The sequence below is a fragment of the Bradyrhizobium sp. UFLA01-814 genome (assembly GCF_046718885.1).
GTDB classification, from domain to species: domain Bacteria; phylum Pseudomonadota; class Alphaproteobacteria; order Rhizobiales; family Xanthobacteraceae; genus Bradyrhizobium; species Bradyrhizobium elkanii.
This window is the reverse complement of the sequence record NZ_JAQOSR010000020.1, coordinates 20,640-37,119: the sequence shown is the minus strand read 5'-3', so window position 1 is coordinate 37,119 and position 16,480 is coordinate 20,640. Positions and strand designations below refer to the sequence as shown.

The window sequence follows — 16,480 nt, the reverse complement described above, 5'->3', positions numbered from 1 at the left end:
ACAGGGCAGCCTCGAATGGCTTAAAGGACAATATGCCCTCGAAAACTGCCAAAGCGCCCCGACCTGAGCCGCGCGACAAGAAAGCAACGCGGCGGATCGCGATCGTTGCCTTTCCCGGTGTGACCTTGCTCGACATCTCGGGACCGGCGCAGGTGTTTGCAGAACTGGAAGCGATCGAACTGCCGGGACCGGACTACTCGCTGTCCTACCTGTCGACCTCCGGCGGGTTGGTGCCGACCGATGTTGGCATGATGATCGACACGGCGCCGATCGACAGTATTGCGCCCGCCGAGGTCGACACGCTGGTGATCCCTGGCGGACCCGGCATCTGGAAGATCCGCAACGACGCGAAGTTGATGAACTGGATCGCGGAGGCGCTGCCGAAGGCGCGCCGTATCGCGTCGGTTTGCCTTGGCGCATTTGCGTTGGCCTGGACCGGTATTCTGGACGGCAAGCGGGCAGCAACGCACTGGCGTTATTGTCCCCGTCTGCAGGATAGCTTTCCCAATATCCGGGTTGAGCCCAACGCGATCTTCGTCAAGGATGGACGGGTCTGGTCATCGGCCGGGGTCAGCGCCGGCATCGATCTGGCGCTCGCCATGATCGAGGAGGATTTCGGCCACACCATCGCGCTCGATGTTGCGCGCAGACTTGTGGTGTTTCTGAAGCGGCCGGGCGGTCAGAGCCAGTTCTCGACCGTCCTTGCCGCCCAGGCATCGGACGTCGAGGGACGCTTCAGCGCGCTGCACGCCTGGATCATCGAGAACATCACGAGCGACCTCAAGGTCGAGACCCTCGCGGAAAAGGCGGGGATGACGCCACGCACCTTTGCGCGGACCTATGTCAGCCGCACCGGCATGACACCCGCAAGCGGCGTCGAGGCGCTGCGCGTGGAGACGGCGCGCTTGCTGCTCGAAAGCCGCCAGATCGGCGGCGTGGTCGAGGTCGCCAAGCGCGCGGGATTTGGCGATGACGAGCGAATGCGGCGGGCGTTCCTGCGCCACCTCGGCGTATCGCCGACCGAGTACCGAAACCGGTTTTCGGGCAGCTAGCTCGCCTCGGGCGAGGCGGACCGCTTCGCGTCGAAAGCCGATCTATCTCACGAGCGAATAGCTGGCCTTCGCTGGCAGGATTCGTGGCTCAAGGTGGTAGCTTTTCCGGTTTGTCTGCGGCTAATGTGCCGGCCAAATCGGGAGAAGAAACACCATGAATGACGGGACCCCCATTCGACAGGCGCGCAATGTCGAACTCGGCGCCAGCGGCGAGGAATTCCAGAACCTGCACGAATTCGCGCGAAAGGCCCGCGCCAAGCTGAATCAGAACGCCTGGGACTACATCGTCGGCGCCTCGGAGACCGAGACCACGATGCGCCGCAACAGAATGGCGCTCGACGAGATCGCGTTCCGGCCGCGCGTCCTGCGCAACGTCATCAACGTCGATCCTTCCACCGAGGTATTCGGACGCAAGCTCCGGCTTCCCGTGATGATCGCCCCGGTCGGCGCGCTCGAGATCTTCGATCCGGATGCGGGCGCGGCCGTCGCGCGCGGAGCGGGCATGTTCGGCGCGGCGCACATGCTGAGTTCGGTGTCCGAGCCTGGTCTGGAGAACACCGCCAAGGCGGCACCGGATGCGCTTCGCATCTTCCAGCTCTATGTGCGTGGCGACGATGCCTTTGTAGAGGATGTGGTCAGCCGCAGCATCGACAACGGTTACGCCGCGTTCTGCCTCACCGTCGACACCGCCCATTACAGCCGGCGCGAACGCGACATAGCCAAGCGCTATGTTCGCGAGAGCCGCATCCGCGCCACCGGCGGCGATTTCCAGAAGGGTCTGGAATGGCGGACGGTGAAGTTGATCAAGGACAAGTTCAAGATTCCACTTATCCTCAAGGGGATCGCCACCGCCGAAGACGCCAAGATCGCCCTCGACCACGGGGTAGACTGGATTTACGTCTCAAATCATGGCGGCCGACAGCTCGATCATGGCCGTGGGTCCATGCATGTCCTGCCCGAGATCGTTCAGGCGATCGCCGGCCGTGCCAAGATCATGGTCGACGGCTCGTTCTGTCGCGGCACCGACATTGTGAAGGCTATCATTTCGGGCGCTGATCTTGTCGGCATCGGCCGGCTGCAGTGCTGGGCGCTCGCCGCGGCCGGCGAGGCCGGCATTGTTCGGATGCTTGAACTGCTGGAGGACGAGGTGATCCGCTGCCTCGGTCTGCTCGGCGTCACCAGCTTTGCCGAACTGGACAAATCCTACCTGCATCCGGCGACGCCGACCAATCTGCCGAGCGTGTTCAGCGCATTCCCGCTTCTCGATATCGATCCCTACCGCTACTGAGCCGCTGCGAGCAATGTATGAAGCGTTGGCGCGGTCGAGCCATTGTGCGCCTCGATCGCGCCAGCGGCCATCTCTCTGTGGCGTCCATGAAGCCGCCGCGGCAACGACAAAGTCTGATCCAAATGCCGCACTAATCGAGGCGGATGGCAGATAATCCATTCGCGGAATTTTCACTCGAGCGCGCGATCGGCTTGCGCTGGATCTTGCGGGATATCCAGGCCGGCAGGCTCAAATTGTCACCGGTCAGCGACGAGGATCTGCACATCCTCGCTGAGCTCGGTCTGGTCGAACTGCATGACGACGAGCCCAGGCTGACGGAGGCGGGGGCCGCCCTGCTGAGCGATTGAACAGGCGCGCAGCCTACCGCGCGTTCAGGAAGCTTTCACCGGAATTGCAAGGCGTGCACTGATAGGTCAGCACGTCGTAGACTTGGTCGCGCGGCTCGATCAAGGCAAGCCGCATTTGCGTGCCGCACTTCATGCACGGCATCTCTATGCTGGTCTTGAACCGGGTGCAGGTCGGTGTCGGACGAACGGCGCGCAGCATCGGATCCCCTTATTCCCCAGAGACGCGAACGCGACCGACGAAGAAGCCGAATCACTATGCCACAGTGCTGACATGATTGGAATCGGCTGTCGGTCGCGGCTAGGTAATTTTTCCTCAATTGGCCGGAGCGGGTGGGGTCTTCATAGCTCGCGATCCGGCGCTGACGCCGGCACAATCTATGCTAACGTCGCCGGACGCTTATTTCAGGGGGCGCGATCATGATTGAGCCGAAGCTTGAAGTTCCCGCCGAGTTGCGCGATCTCGCGGAAAAGACCATCGACCAGGCCGAACAGGCCTTCAGCCTGTTCTTTGATGCCGCGAGCAAGTCGATGACGTCGATGCCGGGCGCCGGTACCGAGATCTCCAAGCAAGCGCTGTCGTTCACCGAGCAGAACATGAAGGCGGCGTTCGAGCATGCGCGCAAGCTCGTGCACGCAACGGATCTGCAGGAGGCGATGCGGATCCAGTCGGAATTCCTGCGTAGCCAGTTCACCAATGCCGGCGAACACATGCGGCAGATCAGCGGTAGCGTGATGTCGGCGACCAAGGACGCGACCAAGGGCAAGTTCTAGGACGGCGCTCGCGGCCCCATCGACGCTTTAGCGCCGGCGCGCGACGGCAACGCCGAGCAGAAACGCGACGAACAGGCTTGCGAGCGGCGCTTCGCGCGTGACCGCACTCACCGTGGCCAGGGCTCCGCCCGGTCGGCGCGAGGTCGCGATGGCATCGCTGAGGCGATCGGCGGCGGCTCGAAGTCCATCCGACACCTCCGTGATCGTACGCGAGACGTCCGTCGCGGTGTCGATCGCTCGTTCACCGAGTGTGGGTTGAAGCGGGAACTCGGGGGTTTCGGAGCTCATGTGCCGTGCCGCGATTTTATTAAAGGCCAGGTGACCGACGTCAGGTGGCCGACGTCCTTGCTATCCGCACGTTTTGAACGGCGGTGGCGGCCACATTATCCGAGAAATTCCGCAGCGGCGGATTGGTTCCACCGACATGCCTCGCTTTCACATCGGGGAACCGGAAACTTACGCGCGGGTCGTGGCTTGTTTCCGTGGAGGAGACGATGATGACAATGCAGGCGCATGGCATTGCGGATGGCGGTTCGGTCAAGCATCGAAATCGGCATGGTGGCACGCCGCTGTTGGTCGCGGCCGTGGTTGCGATCCTCGGCGTGCTCGGCATGCTGATCGTGGATCACGGTCCGTGGAACAAGCCGAACGTGCAGCCGGCCGCTTCGGCCAACTACTCAACGACCGGCGAGGCGGCGCGCGCTGCCGGCGCAAAGGTCATACCGACCGAGCCCAAGGCACCGATCGAGCCTGATCCACCCGGCCCAAAGCCCGCTCATCCGGCAAATCCGGGCACGCCGCGATAGATGCGGGCGTCCGTGGGATCACATCCCCCACGCAGGGCGGAGGAATTTGACTCGTCGGGCAAATCAGCGGCACAAAATCGTCGTCGGAAATATCGCGGGATGATCAGCGAACGCTGACCAGCATGCCCCACGCTGCTGCAAATCCCGCACCGACGAGAACCAGCACCGGGCTGTCGCAGAAGATGCCGCCATACTGGCACATGGTGGCACCGAGAGAGCCGATCTGATGGTGGCCCGCGGCGTAGAACAGGCCGGACAGGACCGCGAGCACGGCAGCAACGAAATACATCGACGCTTCCTCCTTGCAATCAAATGCGGCGCGGGTCAGTTCGACCGACGCAAGCCAGAAACTGTATTGATGTCGATCCAAATATTGTGAGCTGTCCGCTTGACGCGTCGGGCAACTCAACGGCACACTGACATCATCGCAGCAAGCATAGGCGCTTGGCGTCGGCCTGCGTTGCGATTCCGGATCAATGCCCAAACTTTCGCTCAAGGCGGTTTCTCACCGTCGAAGCCGACGCATCGCATTTTAGCGATCGCATTCAGCCCGAAAAAAGGGTTTGACACGTCGGGCAACTCAGGAGCTTTATCCGAAAATCAGAAATTGTTGAGCCCGCGCGGAGCAATCCGCGGCGGGCTTTTCACCAATCGGGCGGCGACCGCCCGTCACGACGCCACATCCTCCCAGCCCGTCGCCTGAGCGTCGCAAGCGCGCTGCCGTCCGAACCCGTTGAAGCGATCACGAATTGACCGGCGCGCGCGAACGCGCCGGTCCTGCGGCGCGGCGCAAGCCGGCGCCGCCCGCGGCCCACTCGTCAGGAATAAGGTTCGCGCCCCAAAGATCGCCGCCCGCTGCGCGATCTGCCGCATATTCATTCCATGGCCGCATCGCGCGCTGAGGTTTGCATGACCGCCTATCTGATATCGCTCGCGCTCGCGGGTCTGGTTGCCGTCGCGTTGTGGAAGCTTGCATGAGCGCCGAGAACATCCAGTTCATTCCGCGCCCGCATCCCAAACGCGAGCAGACGGACTTTCCCACGATCGCATTTCGTGCGGTGTTGCCTGATCCTGATCCGGATTGCGACACGGCTCCGAGCGAGTACATCTTCTCGGCCAATGATTTTATCCGACAGGGATATCGGCTCTTCGAGCCTGTCTCGCCCTGGGCATGGCAGCACACGTTGTATTGGCGGAGGGAGCTCGTCTAGATCCTGCGACGTGGTTCGACTTGTTGCGAACAATCGATGACGTGGAGCCGCCCGGTGGCTTCGGCCATCGGGGTTTTTGCGTTTCTGGCCATGGGTAACCCCCTTGGCAAGCCGCGGTCGTAGCCGGGATCGAATCTTGGGCGCGGGGATGCTAGAATGGCCTGTGCAGTGCGAACGAAGCATCGCCGGAAGCGTTTCCTCAAATGGGCACCCGGCGGCAGTCGTGGATCCGGAGCGCTGAATTCGCGAAATGCAGGCTTGCGCGTCTTGATCTCTGGTGATCGATCGATAAACTGAGTTGACGGTTCGATCGCACGCGCAAATGTCTTGGAGATCGAACGAAGGAAGAGACCATGGTTGAGGTTGGCCGCGGGCTCGACACGAAGGTACAGCCAGGCCCGGATATGGATCGTTATTCGGTCATGGTCGCGCGAGCCAGGGCGCTTGTTCCGGCATTGCGCGAACGGGCATCGCGGACCGAAGATCTGCGCAGATTGCCGCCGGAGACCGAGCGGGATTTGCTTGACAGCGGCCTTTTCCGGATCCTGCAGCCCAAGCGGGTTGGAGGCAGCGAGCTCGACTATGTTGCCCTGGTCGACTGCGCCGATGCCCTCGGGCAGGGAGACGCCTCGGTCTCCTGGAATTTTGCCAACCTTGCAAGTCACCACTGGATGCTGGCCATGTTCGCGCCCGAAGCGCAGAACGCGGTGTGGGGAGAGGATCCGGATGCGCTGATCGCGTCTTCCTTCGTCTTCCCGGCAGGTCGTGCGAGGAAGGCAGGTGGCGGATACGTTCTGAGTGGTCATTGGCCGTTTTCGTCCGGGGTGGAATCCTGCGGATGGAACATGCTCGCGAGCGTGGTCGCCTCGGATGATGAGGCCGATGGTGTCGAGTATCGGCTATTCCTGTTGAACAGGCGGGACTACAGCATCGACGACACCTGGAATGCGGCTGGCTTGCGCGGAACGGGATCGAACGACGTGCGGGTCACCGACGCATTCGTTCCCGAGCATATGACCGTTGCCGTCAGCGATCTTGCGGGAGGTGCGACGCCGGGCAGTATCGTCAATCCGAATGCGCTCTACATGCTTCCGGTCTTTTCGTTGTTTCCCTATGTGTTGTCCGGGGTTGGATTGGGAAATGCGCAGGCTTGCCTTGATGACTATGTCGAGATCGCGCGACACCGCGCTTCGACATATAACCGGGCCAAGATCGGGGACCTGCAAAGCACACAGATCAAGATTGCCGAGGCGTCAGCGAAGATAGATGCCGCGCGGCTGATCATGCGCACGAACTGCGTTGAGGCACTTGCGGAGGTCCGGCGTGGCGATATCCCGGGCATTGCAGCGAAGACGAAGCTTCGGCGCGACGGTGCGTTCGCGGTCAATTTGTGCACCGAGGCGGTGTCTCTTCTATTTGCGGCGGGCGGCGCACGCAGCCTGTTCACCTCGGGAGCGTTGCAGCGCCAATTTCGCGACGCACATGCGGTGAATGCGCATCTCGCGTTCAATTTCGACGCGGCGGGCACCAATTACGGGCGGGTGGCTCTGGGGCTGCCGTCTGAAAACCTGACGCTTTGAGGTCAGCCGGATGTCCGACTCACCCAAACATCCGCTGGATCCCGCCGGTGAGCTCGCAAGCGATAGTTCGGCGATCGATCCCCGTGATTTCCGCGATGCGCTCGGTACGTTCGCAACAGGTGTGACGATAGTCACTGCGATGTCGGCTGAAGGACGGCCGTATGGAATTACTTGTAATTCCTTTGCATCGGTGTCGCTCAACCCGCCACTGGTGTTGTGGAGCCTGGGTATGTTTTCGCAGGGACTTCCGATCTTCCAGAATGCCAGCCATTTTACAGTCAACGTTCTAGACGCGTCGCAACAGGCGCTGGCGATGCAGTTCGCCAGATCGTCGGGGGACAAGTTCGCGGGTGTGAGCTGGACGCCGGGTCTCGGGAATGCTCCCGTGCTTGCCGATGTGGTCGCGAATTTCCAATGCCGTGCCGCCAACCGCTACTATGGCGGGGATCACGTCATTTTCCTGGGCGCGGTGGAAGCCTACGCCTATAACCGGAACAGTCCGCTGTTGTTCGCTCGCGGAGGTTTTGGCCGGTTTTTGGCTGACGGTGGTGGCAAGACATCATGAATCGAAAGACGCCCGTCAAGCGTGTTCGTGCCAAGCAGAGGCGACTATCAGCTGTCGATCGTCGCAGTGAATTCGTTACCAAGGCAACCGAGCTATTTGCGGAGGAGGGATTTGGCGGCGGCACGCGCGCCCTTGCTCGCAAGCTCGGCGTGACGCAGCCGCTGCTTTACCGTTACTTTCCGAGCAAGGACGATCTCATCAAGGAGGTCTACCGCAAGGTATATCTCGAACCGCTTGAAATAGGCTGGGAGAAGGTGCTCTCGGATCGGTCACGTCCGCTCCGCGTGCGGCTCCAGGAATTTTACGAAATCTATACCGACGCGATCTTCAACCGAAGATGGCTCCGGATCTATCTCTACTCCGGCCTGAAGGGCCTCGATATCAATCGCTGGTATGTTGGCATGGTCAAGGACAAGATCCTGACGCGTATTCTCCGGGAATGCCGCCACGACGCCGGCCTCGCGACGCAAGGCAGGCCCAGCGCCGCAGAACTCGAGCTGGCCTGGGTGTTTCACGGCGGCATTTTCTATTATGGCGTACGCAAGTACATCTACGAAGCGCCTGTCCTCGAGGACAAGGCGCAGATGATCAGTGACGCGCTGGATATCTTCCTCGCGGGATTTGAGAGGATGGCCGAGAGTGCGACCGATCGTCGACGGGCGCCGATCAAGGTCGTCGGCTGACCCGCGCTACATTGTCGCCATCTGACCCCGATACCAATCTCCGATCTCGCTTGCCGTCATGAGGGCGACGCCGTCATGGCCGTTGACGTAATCGAGCAGGGCCTCCAGGTACTTGATACGGTGCGGCACGCCCGTGATGTAGGGATGCACCGAGATGGCCATGATACGCGCATTCTCTGCGCCCTCAAGGTACAGCCGATCGAATTGGTCAGTGCAGCGCGTCAGGAACTGTTCCGACGGAAGGTGTTGCAGCGCGTGAATGACGATGTCGTTGGTCTCGACCGAATAGGGAATCGTCGTCAAGGTGCCGTGCGGCGTGGCGATGTCCTGGGGGAGATCGTCGATCACCCAATCGGCCACATATTCGATCCCGTTGAGGCGCAGGAGATCAAGCGTGTCTTCGGTTTCGGTCAGGCCCGGGCTTTCCCATGATCGCGGCGGCTTGCCGGTAAATCCAGCAATCGTGTCGACCGCGCGCTTGATTGCATCCGCCTGGTTCTCGACCCTGTGCATCGGGCCCTGAACAAACCCGTGTCCCATGAATTCGAAGCCCGCCTCGCGCGCCGCCGACGCCACACGCGGATAGCTGTTGCAGACGTTGGCGTTCGCAGCCAGCGTCACCGGTATCTTTCGATCGGTCAGAGCTTTGAACTGCCGCCAGAAGCCGGCGCGCATGCCGTATTCATGCCACGACCAGTTCGGCACGTCGGGCAGCAGGGGCTGGCCCATCGGTGGGCTCAGCACGGTGCGTGGCATTGCATTGTCGATGCGCCATTCCTCGACATTGAGGATAACCCACACGGCAAGCTTCTTGCCGTCAGGTAGTGTCAGTTTCGGTCGGTCGACCTGCGCCTGGTACGGAATGCGATCAGTAAAGGCCATGTCGAACCTCCTTCACGTCAATGATCCGGCAGCGGTGGCATTGATCCGCGGCAGGACGTTCTCGGCCATCAGGATCATCGATTGACGGCCAAGCTCCCGATCTTTCCAGTCCTTGCCGGCATAAAGCAGGGTTCCGAAGGTGCCAATCTCTTCCTGGAACGCCAGCAACTGGTCAGCCACGCTTTCGGGCGTGCCGTAGATGATCAATTTGTCGCAGATCGATTCCAGTGTGACCTCAGCGTCAGGTTGATCCCGTCGCGTCTTGAACAACTCGAGCCGGCCACTGCGCTTCAGCTTCGTGAACAACTGGTGATAATAGTACACGTACGGACTGTCGGGCGACGTGGCATAGGCCTTCGCGGTTGCTGCATCCTTTGCCACGAACACGCTCTTGGCGACGCGCCAATTGGCAGGCTCGGCTGCCCGGTTCACGCGCGCACAACCCTCGACATATTTCGGCCAGTGGCTCTTCACCCAGGCCGGCATCAGGAAGTTTGCCGAGATCGGATCCCAGCCGCGCGCCGCCGCCTCCGTGACGCCCTTTGAGAATGGTGCCACCGCGGTCACCACGATTGGCGGGTGAGGAGCCTGCAAAGGGCGAGCGACGATTCCCTGGCCGATGTCCTCGATCAGGGTCCGTTTGACCGAGACATTCCAATATTTGCCCTGCAAATCATAGGGGGGCTTGCCAGCCCAGATATCAAGAACCTGATTGATGGCTTCGAGGAACATGGCATTGCGGTCGGCATCGAGATTGCCGAAAACCTCCGCGTCGGACAGCAATCCACCCGGGCTGATTCCGAGGATGAAACGGCCATCAAGCATGTGATCGAGCATGGCGACAGACGCTGCGATGGCTGCCGGATGGGTGTTTGGCATGTTGATGGTGCCGGTTCCAAGCTTGATGTGCTTGGTTGCGGCTGCGAGCCAGGCAATGAAGGCGATGCTGGAGGTGATGTTCTCGGCCTTGTCGGTGACGTGCTCGCCGACATACGCCTCGGTGAACCCGAGCTCATCCGCGAGCAAAAAAGCCTCGCGATCCTCCCGGAGCGATTGCCGCCAATCCTTCTCGAGAGGATGGATCGGCATCGTAAAAAAACCGAGCTTCATGATCCGCCTCCCCGCGATTTGAACTTTAGTTGGCAAGGAACCTGCGGCCTTCACGAGGCGAAGACAAGCCCCGCCGCACAAATAATCACTCGATAAACAAGCTTGACCTTTGAAGAGGGCGGCCCTCTAATCGGGCAAACCAAAATTGGGCCCGGGAGGCCACGCCCACATGAAAGCTGCGGCTTTCGCCTACGCCCGCGCGACCAGCGTCGTGAACGCGCTGGAGTTGCTCGCCATGCACGGCGACAAGGCGAAGGTTCTGTCGGGTGGTCAGAGCCTGATGCCGGCGATGAACCTGCGGCTCCTGTCTCCGGACATTCTGGTCGATATCGGCGGCCTCGCCGAGTTGCGCGGCATCACGGTGAGGGGAGACCTGCTGGTCATTGGCGCGCTGACCCGGCACGTCGATCTGCTCAGATCGCCGGAGGTTGCACTGCACGCGCGGCTGTTGCGCGATGCCGTTGCCCACGTTGCCCATCCCGCAATTCGCAATCGCGGAACGATCGGCGGTAGCCTCGCTCACGCCGATCCTGCGTCGGAGCTGCCGGCCTGTGTTGTGGCGCTTGACGCCACGATCGTTGTTCGGGGCTCGGCCGGCGAGCGCCGGATTACTGCGACGGAGTTTTTCAGGGGAATTTACGAAACGGCGCTGTTGCCGGACGAGTTGCTTGTCGCGGTCGAGGTGCCGGTCGCAGGCCAAGCCTCGACATTTTTCTTTCAGGAATATGCCCGGCGGCATGGCGACTACGCTGTCGTTGGTCTCGCCGCCCGTGCTGTTGTTGCAGCCGGCAGGTTCTCAGCTCTTCGGCTCGGCTTCTTCGCTGTTGGCGACCGGCCATTGCTCGCAGCGGCCGCCGGCAAACTGATCGATGCCACCGTAACGCCGGCCTTGCTCGCAGAGGCGACGACCGCACTGACCGATGAGCTCGATCCACAGGAGGATCAGCAGGCGACCGCGGCCATGCGTCGACACCTCGCGACGGTCTTGCTCCGGCGCTGCGTGGCAGCATTGCTCGCACGGCCAGAACTGGAAACGGGAGTCGGCAAGTGAACGCTCCGGTAGCGGTCTCGCTTCTGGTCAACAGCGAACCCATCGACGCCTTCGTCTTGCCGCGGCTCAATCTTGCTGATTTCCTCCGGGAAAATCTCAAGCTGACCGGAACCCATATTGGGTGCGAGCACGGCGTTTGCGGCGCCTGCACGGTCCGGATCGATGGCGAGATCGTTCGCTCCTGTCTGGTGCTGACGGTCCAGGCGCAGGGCGCGTCAGTTGAGACAATCGAGGGGCTGTCTGACAGCGGTGAAATAGCCGATCTTCAGGCGGCATTTCGCGAGCGCAATGCATTGCAGTGTGGCTATTGCACGCCTGGGATGCTGATCACGGCGCAGGACCTGCTGAAGCACGTGTCCGTGCCTGATCGTCGAACAATCCGCGAGCATCTTTCCGGCAACTATTGCCGCTGCACAGGCTATCAGGCCATCGTGGATGCGGTTGAGGCGACAGCCATGACGCGCGCGGAGCGGGGCGCATGACAGCGACGCGGGCGCCAGCAGACACGCTTTCGGTGCTTGATCGCCCGAATTCCTACATCGGCAAGACGGTACCGCGGCCGAACCTCGACAGGTTGCTGCAGGGGCGGGGCCAATATGTCAGTGATCTCGAATTGCCGCGGATGGCGCATGTGGTTTTTCTACGGTCGCCACATGCCCACGCCAAAATCGCAGCGATCGACGCCGACGCGGCAAGGCGCATGCCCGGTGTCGTTTCCATCGTCACGGGTCGTGAACTCGAAGCGGTCATCACGCCGTGGGTCGGGGTGCTCTCGCACCTGAAGGGACTGAAGTCCGCGCCGCAGCACGCGATCGCGGTCGACCGCGTGTGCTGGCAGGGCGAGGCCGTTGCGGCGATTGTGGCTGCCAGCCGTGCTGCAGCAGAAGATGCCATGGAGCACATCTCAGTCGACTACGAGGAACTCGAGGCGGTCACGGACATGCGTGCGGCGCTCGATTCGGCAGCTCCCGTCATTCATGCTGCGCTTGGCGACAATCTTGCCTTTGAGCGGACGCTCGACGCCGGCGACGTCGATCATGCATTGTCGGGGTCCGAACTCGTCGAGGCCGACTTCGTATTCGGGCGCCACACCGGCGTGACACTTGAGTCGCGGGCCGTCGTTGCCGATTGGAATGCGGCCGAGGCACGGCTCACGATCTATCAGGGCACGCAGGCGCCCCACATGGTGCAGAACATCGCAGCGCTGCATCTTGGGTTAAGGGAAGCGCAGGTCCGGGTGGTCTGCAAGGATGTCGGCGGCTCGTTCGGCATCAAGGTCCATATCTACGCCGACGAAATGGCGACCTACGCGCTGTCCAAGCTGTTGCGCCGGCCGGTCAAGTTCGTGGCGGACCGTGTCGAGAGCTTCAACACGGACATCCACGCCCGCGATCATCGGTGCAGGGGGCGGATCGGCGTCAGGCCGGACGGCACCATCACAGCCTTCGAGATCGACGACCTGACGGGGATCGGCCCGTATTCGATGTATCCGCGCACCAGCGCCATCGAGGCAAATCAGGTGGTCAATCTGGTCGGTGGGCCCTATGCCACGGCGAACTATCGGGCGCGGGCGCGGGTCGTCTTCCAGAACAAGAACGTGATGTGCCAGTACCGGGCGGTTGGACACCCGATCGCCTGTTCGGTCACCGAAGGCCTGGTCGATCTGGCGGCAGCGAAGATCGGCATGGACCCCGTCGAAATCCGGCGGCGCAATCTGATCGCCGACGATGCCTATCCGTGTGCATCACCCTCGGGCATGAAGTTCGAGCAGCTGTCGCATCACGCCTCGTTGACCAAGCTGGTTCAGATGATGGATTACGACGCGTTGCGCGCTGAGCAAGCGGCCCTGCGTGCCAGAAACGTCCATCGAGGCATCGGAATCGCGAGCTTCATCGAGGTGACCAATCCCAGCGCTGCCTTTTACGGCGTGGGCGGCGCGAAAATTTCATCGCAGGATGGCGTTGCGGTCCGGCTCGACGCGCAAGGGGCGGTGATCTGCCAGACCAGCATCACGGAACAGGGGCAAGGGTCGGAATCGCTGACGGCCCAGATCGTCGGCAGCGTGCTTGGCGTTTCGATGGAACGCGTTCGCGTCATCCTGGGCGACACCGACCACACGCCCTATGGCGGTGGCACCTGGGCCTCGCGCGGTGCTGGCATCGGCGGCGAAGCTGCATTGCAGGCAGCCAAGGCCCTGCGACAGAATATCCTGAACGTTGCCGCGGCCATCCTGCAATCGACGCCGGCCGAGCTCGATATCGTCGACAACGGTATCGTCAACGCCGCCGACGGCGCGCCGCGCATCGAACTGAACGAGCTTGCGCGGATCGTCTATTTTCGACCGGACACCCTGCCGCCCGGTATCCAGCCCGAATTGATGGCGACCCGGCATTTCGTTCCGCGCCAATATCCCTTTGCGTTCACCAACGGCGTTCAGGCCTCATGGCTCGAGGTCGATACCGAGACCGGGTTCGTTAAGCTGCTGAAGCATTGGGTTGTCGAAGACTGCGGCACCATCATCAACCCGCAACTGGTCGACGAGCAGATCCGGGGCGGGGTCGTGCAGGGGCTCGGCGCGGCGCTGTTCGAGAAGTGCATCTACGACGAACGCGGTCAGCTGACCAATGCCAATATGGCGGACTATCTGGTCCCGATGTCCGGCGAGATGCCCGATATCGAGGTCGGCCACGTGGTGTCTCCGACGCAGGAATCGGAGCTGGGAGCCAAAGGGGCAGGGGAGGCGGGCACGGCCGGCGCGGCAGCTGCGGTTGCCAACGCGGTCAATGACGCGCTCCGGCCGTTTGGCGCAATAATTACCGAGATTCCGCTCACACCTCAGGTTATCCTGACCGCCTTGGGACGGATCTGAGTGGAGACGTTCCGGGCAACGATAATACGATAAGCAAACGCAGACAGTTCTTGGGGAGGAATAGTCATGACGAAGAAGGTCACCAAAGCTGGATCGATATCACGGCGTCGTCTGCTGACGACGGCAAGCGCCGGCGCCGTTCTCGCCGTCTCGCCTTTTCGCATCAATCTGCTTCAGGCCCAGGAAGCGCCGATCAAGATCGGCTTCCCGGTTCCTTTAACCGGTCCATACGGCGCCGAGGCCCAGGACCAGGTGCGGGCGGGTCAGCTTGCTGTCGCCCAGTTCAATGATGCCGGCGGTCTCAACGGCCGCAAGGCCGAGCTCGTCGTGCGTGACGACAAGCTGAATCCCGGTGAGGCGGCGACGCGGACCCTGGAATTGGTCGAGAAGGAGAAGGTGAATTTCGTTGTCGGCAGTCTGTCCGCGGCGGTTCAGCTCGCGATCAACAACGTCACCAAGGAACGTGGGGTCATCTTCAATTCGATTAGCCAGTCCGACGCCATCAACGAGGCGGCAGATTTCAGCAAATACACGTTCCACGAAGCGCTGAACCCGCACATGACGTCAGGGGCGGTCGGTCGCTACGCCTTCACCAAATTCGGCAAGAAGGTGGCGTTTCTCACGGCGGACTATGCTTACGGTCACGAGATGGTTCGCGGCTTTCTCGAGATCGGCAAGCAGTTCAACATCGAGAATCTCGGTGACATCCGTCATCCGCTTGGAACGACTGATTTCTCGACCCTGCTGCCGCGTCTCCAGGCGCTGAAGCCCGATATTCTCTGCATCAGCAATTTCGGCCGCGATCAGCAGATCGCGCTGAAGCAGGCAACCGACTTCGGCATCAAGAAATCGATTCAGATCATCGCGCCGCTGCTGTCGCATGCCAGTCGCGTTGCGGCGGGCCCCCAGGCATTCGAAGGCGTCGTCGGGGGTTGCTCGTTCTTCTGGGGCATCGAGGACAAGTTCGCCTCGACCAAGGCGTTCAACGACGCGTTCCGCAAGATGTATGACGGCAAGTTGCCTACCGACTACGGTGCGCTCGGCTATGGCGGTGTTCGGACGGTGCTCGAGGCGGTCAGGGGCGCGGGCAGCGTGGAGACCGACAAGGTCGTCGCGGCATTGGAGGCTCTGAAGTACGACTACTACAAGGGGCCGCAATACTATCGCAAATGCGATCACCAATCGGTGCAATCGGTGCTCGTGATCAAGTCGAAGTCCAAGGACATGAAGAACGAGTCAGATGTGTTCGAGGTTCTATCGACCGAAGAGCCCAACGAGAAGAACCTGCGTACCTGCGACACGCTTGGCCACAAGAGCTGAGCCATGCGCCGGCGCGCACCGCGGAGCGGCGCGCGTCGTGCTGAGGGGGACAAATGGCGGGCCTGAGCTTTGATCTGATTGCACTGCAACTATTCGCCGGGCTGGCGCTCGGCGCGATCTACGTGCTGTTTGCGATCGGCCTCTCGCTGATCTTCGGGATGTTGACCGTCGTCAACTTCGCCCATGGCGCGTTCTACATGGTCGGCGCCTATGTCGGGCTGTACCTGATTTCGATCGGCGGCAATTTCTGGCTCTGTTTGCTGGCGGTACCGCTTCTGATCGGGCTGTTCGGCCTTGCCGTCGAGCGCGTGCTGATTCGGCCGCTTTACGGCCGCGGCATCGATTACCCGCTGCTGCTGACGTTCGGGCTGAGTTATGTCATGGTCGAGTGCGTGCGCATTGCCTTCGGCAAGACTGGCTATCCCTTCGATACGCCCGAGCTGCTGCAGGGGGCCGTCAACATCGGTGTCGGATATTTTCCGCTCTACCGCCTGTTCGTGATCGGCGCGACGGCCGTCGTCCTATTAGCGCTCTGGCTGTTCCTGGAAAAAACCAGCTTCGGACTCATTATCCGCGCCGGTGCCCGCGATCCGCAGATCGTCCGTGTCCTCGGGGTCGACGTTTCCAGGGTCTGGTTGATCGTGTTCGGGATAGGCACCGCGATTGCTGGCTTTGCCGGGCTGTTGGCTGCCCCGCTTCAAGGCGTCATTCCCGAGATGGGCGGCACGATTCTCGCCGAGGCTTTCGTGGTGACCGTCGTAGGAGGCATGGGTTCGATCGGTGGCGCCGTACTGGCGGGCCTTCTCGTTGGTGTGGTGGTCAGCATGACGTCGCTGTTTGCGCCCGAGATGGCCAAGGTTTCGATCTTCGCCCTGATGGCGATCGTCCTGATCGTCCGTCCCCAGGGCTTCTTCGGCCGCGCCGGACTGATGAGCTGAGAGCCAG

Annotated in this window: 18 protein-coding genes and 1 pseudogene; 14 read left to right on the top strand and 5 right to left on the bottom strand. The window is 61.7% G+C overall.

Going from position 1 to position 16,480, the window contains the following annotated elements; all coding sequences use genetic code 11:
- Positions 1-32: 32 nt before the first annotated feature.
- The 3 genes from PMN64_RS08930 (at position 33) to PMN64_RS08920 (ending at position 2,687) form a co-directional block, all read left to right on the top strand.
- The gene (locus tag PMN64_RS08930) at positions 33-1,052 is read left to right on the top strand and encodes a GlxA family transcriptional regulator (RefSeq protein WP_018272820.1); all 1,020 of its coding nucleotides are present in this window, start codon (positions 33-35) and stop codon (positions 1,050-1,052) included.
- A 154-nt stretch (positions 1,053-1,206) separates the two neighbouring features.
- Positions 1,207-2,340 carry an alpha-hydroxy acid oxidase gene (locus PMN64_RS08925; RefSeq protein ID WP_411780431.1) on the top strand — a complete coding sequence of 378 codons (1,134 nt, stop codon included), beginning with the start codon at positions 1,207-1,209 and terminating at the stop codon, positions 2,338-2,340.
- A 143-nt stretch (positions 2,341-2,483) separates the two neighbouring features.
- Positions 2,484-2,687, top strand: coding sequence for a hypothetical protein (locus PMN64_RS08920; RefSeq protein ID WP_411780430.1), 204 nt, complete (start codon positions 2,484-2,486; stop codon positions 2,685-2,687).
- Between the two features lie 13 nt (positions 2,688-2,700).
- Here the strand turns inward: PMN64_RS08920 and PMN64_RS08915 are convergent, their stop codons facing one another.
- Positions 2,701-2,886 carry a hypothetical protein gene (locus PMN64_RS08915; RefSeq protein ID WP_018272817.1) on the bottom strand — a complete coding sequence of 62 codons (186 nt, stop codon included), beginning with the start codon at positions 2,884-2,886 and terminating at the stop codon, positions 2,701-2,703.
- A 218-nt stretch (positions 2,887-3,104) separates the two neighbouring features.
- Between PMN64_RS08915 and PMN64_RS08910 the strand changes: the two genes are divergently transcribed.
- On the top strand, positions 3,105-3,458 hold the full coding sequence (locus PMN64_RS08910) for a phasin (protein ID WP_016847366.1): 354 nt from the start codon (positions 3,105-3,107) through the stop codon (positions 3,456-3,458).
- 27 nt (positions 3,459-3,485) lie between these two features.
- Here PMN64_RS08910 and PMN64_RS08905 read toward each other — a convergent pair whose 3' ends face one another.
- A complete protein-coding gene (locus tag PMN64_RS08905) occupies positions 3,486-3,746 on the bottom strand; it encodes a hypothetical protein (RefSeq protein ID WP_050383887.1) in 261 nt (86 codons plus the stop codon).
- 215 nt (positions 3,747-3,961) lie between these two features.
- Here PMN64_RS08905 and PMN64_RS08900 point away from each other — a divergent pair, with 215 nt between their 5' ends.
- Positions 3,962-4,264, top strand: coding sequence for a hypothetical protein (locus tag PMN64_RS08900; RefSeq protein WP_411780454.1), 303 nt, complete (start codon positions 3,962-3,964; stop codon positions 4,262-4,264).
- A 103-nt stretch (positions 4,265-4,367) separates the two neighbouring features.
- Here the strand turns inward: PMN64_RS08900 and PMN64_RS08895 are convergent, their stop codons facing one another.
- Entirely contained in the window at positions 4,368-4,760 is a 393-nt protein-coding gene (locus PMN64_RS08895) for a hypothetical protein (RefSeq protein ID WP_411780429.1), read from the bottom strand.
- Positions 4,761-5,376: 616 nt separating this feature from the next.
- Here PMN64_RS08895 and PMN64_RS08890 point away from each other — a divergent pair.
- The 4 genes and pseudogenes from PMN64_RS08890 to PMN64_RS08875 all read left to right on the top strand — a co-directional run.
- A pseudogene (locus PMN64_RS08890) lies at positions 5,377-5,475 on the top strand (GNAT family N-acetyltransferase); the annotation flags it as partial.
- A gap of 404 nt (positions 5,476-5,879) precedes the next feature.
- Complete coding sequence (locus PMN64_RS08885; protein WP_411780453.1) at positions 5,880-7,055, top strand: acyl-CoA dehydrogenase family protein; 1,176 nt, start codon at positions 5,880-5,882, stop codon at positions 7,053-7,055.
- A 10-nt stretch (positions 7,056-7,065) separates the two neighbouring features.
- Positions 7,066-7,620 carry a flavin reductase family protein gene (locus PMN64_RS08880; protein ID WP_411780428.1) on the top strand — a complete coding sequence of 185 codons (555 nt, stop codon included), beginning with the start codon at positions 7,066-7,068 and terminating at the stop codon, positions 7,618-7,620.
- Positions 7,617-8,303 carry a TetR/AcrR family transcriptional regulator gene (locus PMN64_RS08875; protein WP_411780427.1) on the top strand — a complete coding sequence of 229 codons (687 nt, stop codon included), beginning with the start codon at positions 7,617-7,619 and terminating at the stop codon, positions 8,301-8,303. Before PMN64_RS08880 ends, PMN64_RS08875 begins: the two co-directional genes overlap by 4 nt.
- Before the next feature lie 6 nt (positions 8,304-8,309).
- Here the strand turns inward: PMN64_RS08875 and PMN64_RS08870 are convergent, their stop codons facing one another.
- Both PMN64_RS08870 and PMN64_RS08865 read right to left on the bottom strand, forming a co-directional pair.
- Positions 8,310-9,185, bottom strand: a complete 876-nt coding sequence (locus tag PMN64_RS08870) for a polysaccharide deacetylase family protein (protein ID WP_411780426.1) — start codon at positions 9,183-9,185, stop codon at positions 8,310-8,312.
- Positions 9,186-9,197: 12 nt separating this feature from the next.
- Positions 9,198-10,295 (bottom strand): LLM class flavin-dependent oxidoreductase, encoded by a 1,098-nt coding sequence (locus tag PMN64_RS08865; RefSeq protein ID WP_411780452.1) that lies wholly within the window; start codon positions 10,293-10,295, stop codon positions 9,198-9,200.
- 169 nt (positions 10,296-10,464) lie between these two features.
- Between PMN64_RS08865 and PMN64_RS08860 the strand changes: the two genes are divergently transcribed.
- The 5 genes from PMN64_RS08860 to PMN64_RS08840 all read left to right on the top strand — a co-directional run bounded on the left by PMN64_RS08860 (position 10,465) and on the right by PMN64_RS08840 (position 16,473).
- The gene (locus tag PMN64_RS08860) at positions 10,465-11,346 is read left to right on the top strand and encodes an FAD binding domain-containing protein (RefSeq protein ID WP_411780451.1); all 882 of its coding nucleotides are present in this window, start codon (positions 10,465-10,467) and stop codon (positions 11,344-11,346) included.
- On the top strand, positions 11,343-11,828 hold the full coding sequence (locus PMN64_RS08855; RefSeq protein ID WP_411780425.1) for a (2Fe-2S)-binding protein: 486 nt from the start codon (positions 11,343-11,345) through the stop codon (positions 11,826-11,828). The genes PMN64_RS08860 and PMN64_RS08855 overlap by 4 nt, the downstream gene beginning before the upstream one ends.
- On the top strand, positions 11,825-14,215 hold the full coding sequence (locus PMN64_RS08850) for a xanthine dehydrogenase family protein molybdopterin-binding subunit (RefSeq protein WP_411780424.1): 2,391 nt from the start codon (positions 11,825-11,827) through the stop codon (positions 14,213-14,215). The genes PMN64_RS08855 and PMN64_RS08850 overlap by 4 nt, the downstream gene beginning before the upstream one ends.
- A 66-nt stretch (positions 14,216-14,281) precedes the next feature.
- Positions 14,282-15,535 carry an ABC transporter substrate-binding protein gene (locus PMN64_RS08845; protein ID WP_411780423.1) on the top strand — a complete coding sequence of 418 codons (1,254 nt, stop codon included), beginning with the start codon at positions 14,282-14,284 and terminating at the stop codon, positions 15,533-15,535.
- A gap of 53 nt (positions 15,536-15,588) precedes the next feature.
- Positions 15,589-16,473, top strand: coding sequence for a branched-chain amino acid ABC transporter permease (locus PMN64_RS08840; RefSeq protein WP_038377831.1), 885 nt, complete (start codon positions 15,589-15,591; stop codon positions 16,471-16,473).
- Positions 16,474-16,480: the final 7 nt, after the last annotated feature.

Coding starts and splice junctions, on each gene's coding strand:
- PMN64_RS08850 (WP_411780424.1), top strand. CDS start 11,825: ATGACAGCGACGCGGGCGCCAGCAGACACGCTTTCGGTGCTTGATCGC.
- PMN64_RS08905 (WP_050383887.1), bottom strand. CDS start 3,746: ATGAGCTCCGAAACCCCCGAGTTCCCGCTTCAACCCACACTCGGTGAA.
- PMN64_RS08875 (WP_411780427.1), top strand. CDS start 7,617: ATGAATCGAAAGACGCCCGTCAAGCGTGTTCGTGCCAAGCAGAGGCGA.
- PMN64_RS08910 (WP_016847366.1), top strand. CDS start 3,105: ATGATTGAGCCGAAGCTTGAAGTTCCCGCCGAGTTGCGCGATCTCGCG.
- PMN64_RS08865 (WP_411780452.1), bottom strand. CDS start 10,295: ATGAAGCTCGGTTTTTTTACGATGCCGATCCATCCTCTCGAGAAGGAT.
- PMN64_RS08925 (WP_411780431.1), top strand. CDS start 1,207: ATGAATGACGGGACCCCCATTCGACAGGCGCGCAATGTCGAACTCGGC.
- PMN64_RS08870 (WP_411780426.1), bottom strand. CDS start 9,185: ATGGCCTTTACTGATCGCATTCCGTACCAGGCGCAGGTCGACCGACCG.
- PMN64_RS08900 (WP_411780454.1), top strand. CDS start 3,962: ATGCAGGCGCATGGCATTGCGGATGGCGGTTCGGTCAAGCATCGAAAT.
- PMN64_RS08920 (WP_411780430.1), top strand. CDS start 2,484: ATGGCAGATAATCCATTCGCGGAATTTTCACTCGAGCGCGCGATCGGC.
- PMN64_RS08930 (WP_018272820.1), top strand. CDS start 33: ATGCCCTCGAAAACTGCCAAAGCGCCCCGACCTGAGCCGCGCGACAAG.
- PMN64_RS08880 (WP_411780428.1), top strand. CDS start 7,066: ATGTCCGACTCACCCAAACATCCGCTGGATCCCGCCGGTGAGCTCGCA.
- PMN64_RS08840 (WP_038377831.1), top strand. CDS start 15,589: ATGGCGGGCCTGAGCTTTGATCTGATTGCACTGCAACTATTCGCCGGG.
- PMN64_RS08915 (WP_018272817.1), bottom strand. CDS start 2,886: ATGCTGCGCGCCGTTCGTCCGACACCGACCTGCACCCGGTTCAAGACC.
- PMN64_RS08845 (WP_411780423.1), top strand. CDS start 14,282: ATGACGAAGAAGGTCACCAAAGCTGGATCGATATCACGGCGTCGTCTG.
- PMN64_RS08885 (WP_411780453.1), top strand. CDS start 5,880: ATGGATCGTTATTCGGTCATGGTCGCGCGAGCCAGGGCGCTTGTTCCG.
- PMN64_RS08860 (WP_411780451.1), top strand. CDS start 10,465: ATGAAAGCTGCGGCTTTCGCCTACGCCCGCGCGACCAGCGTCGTGAAC.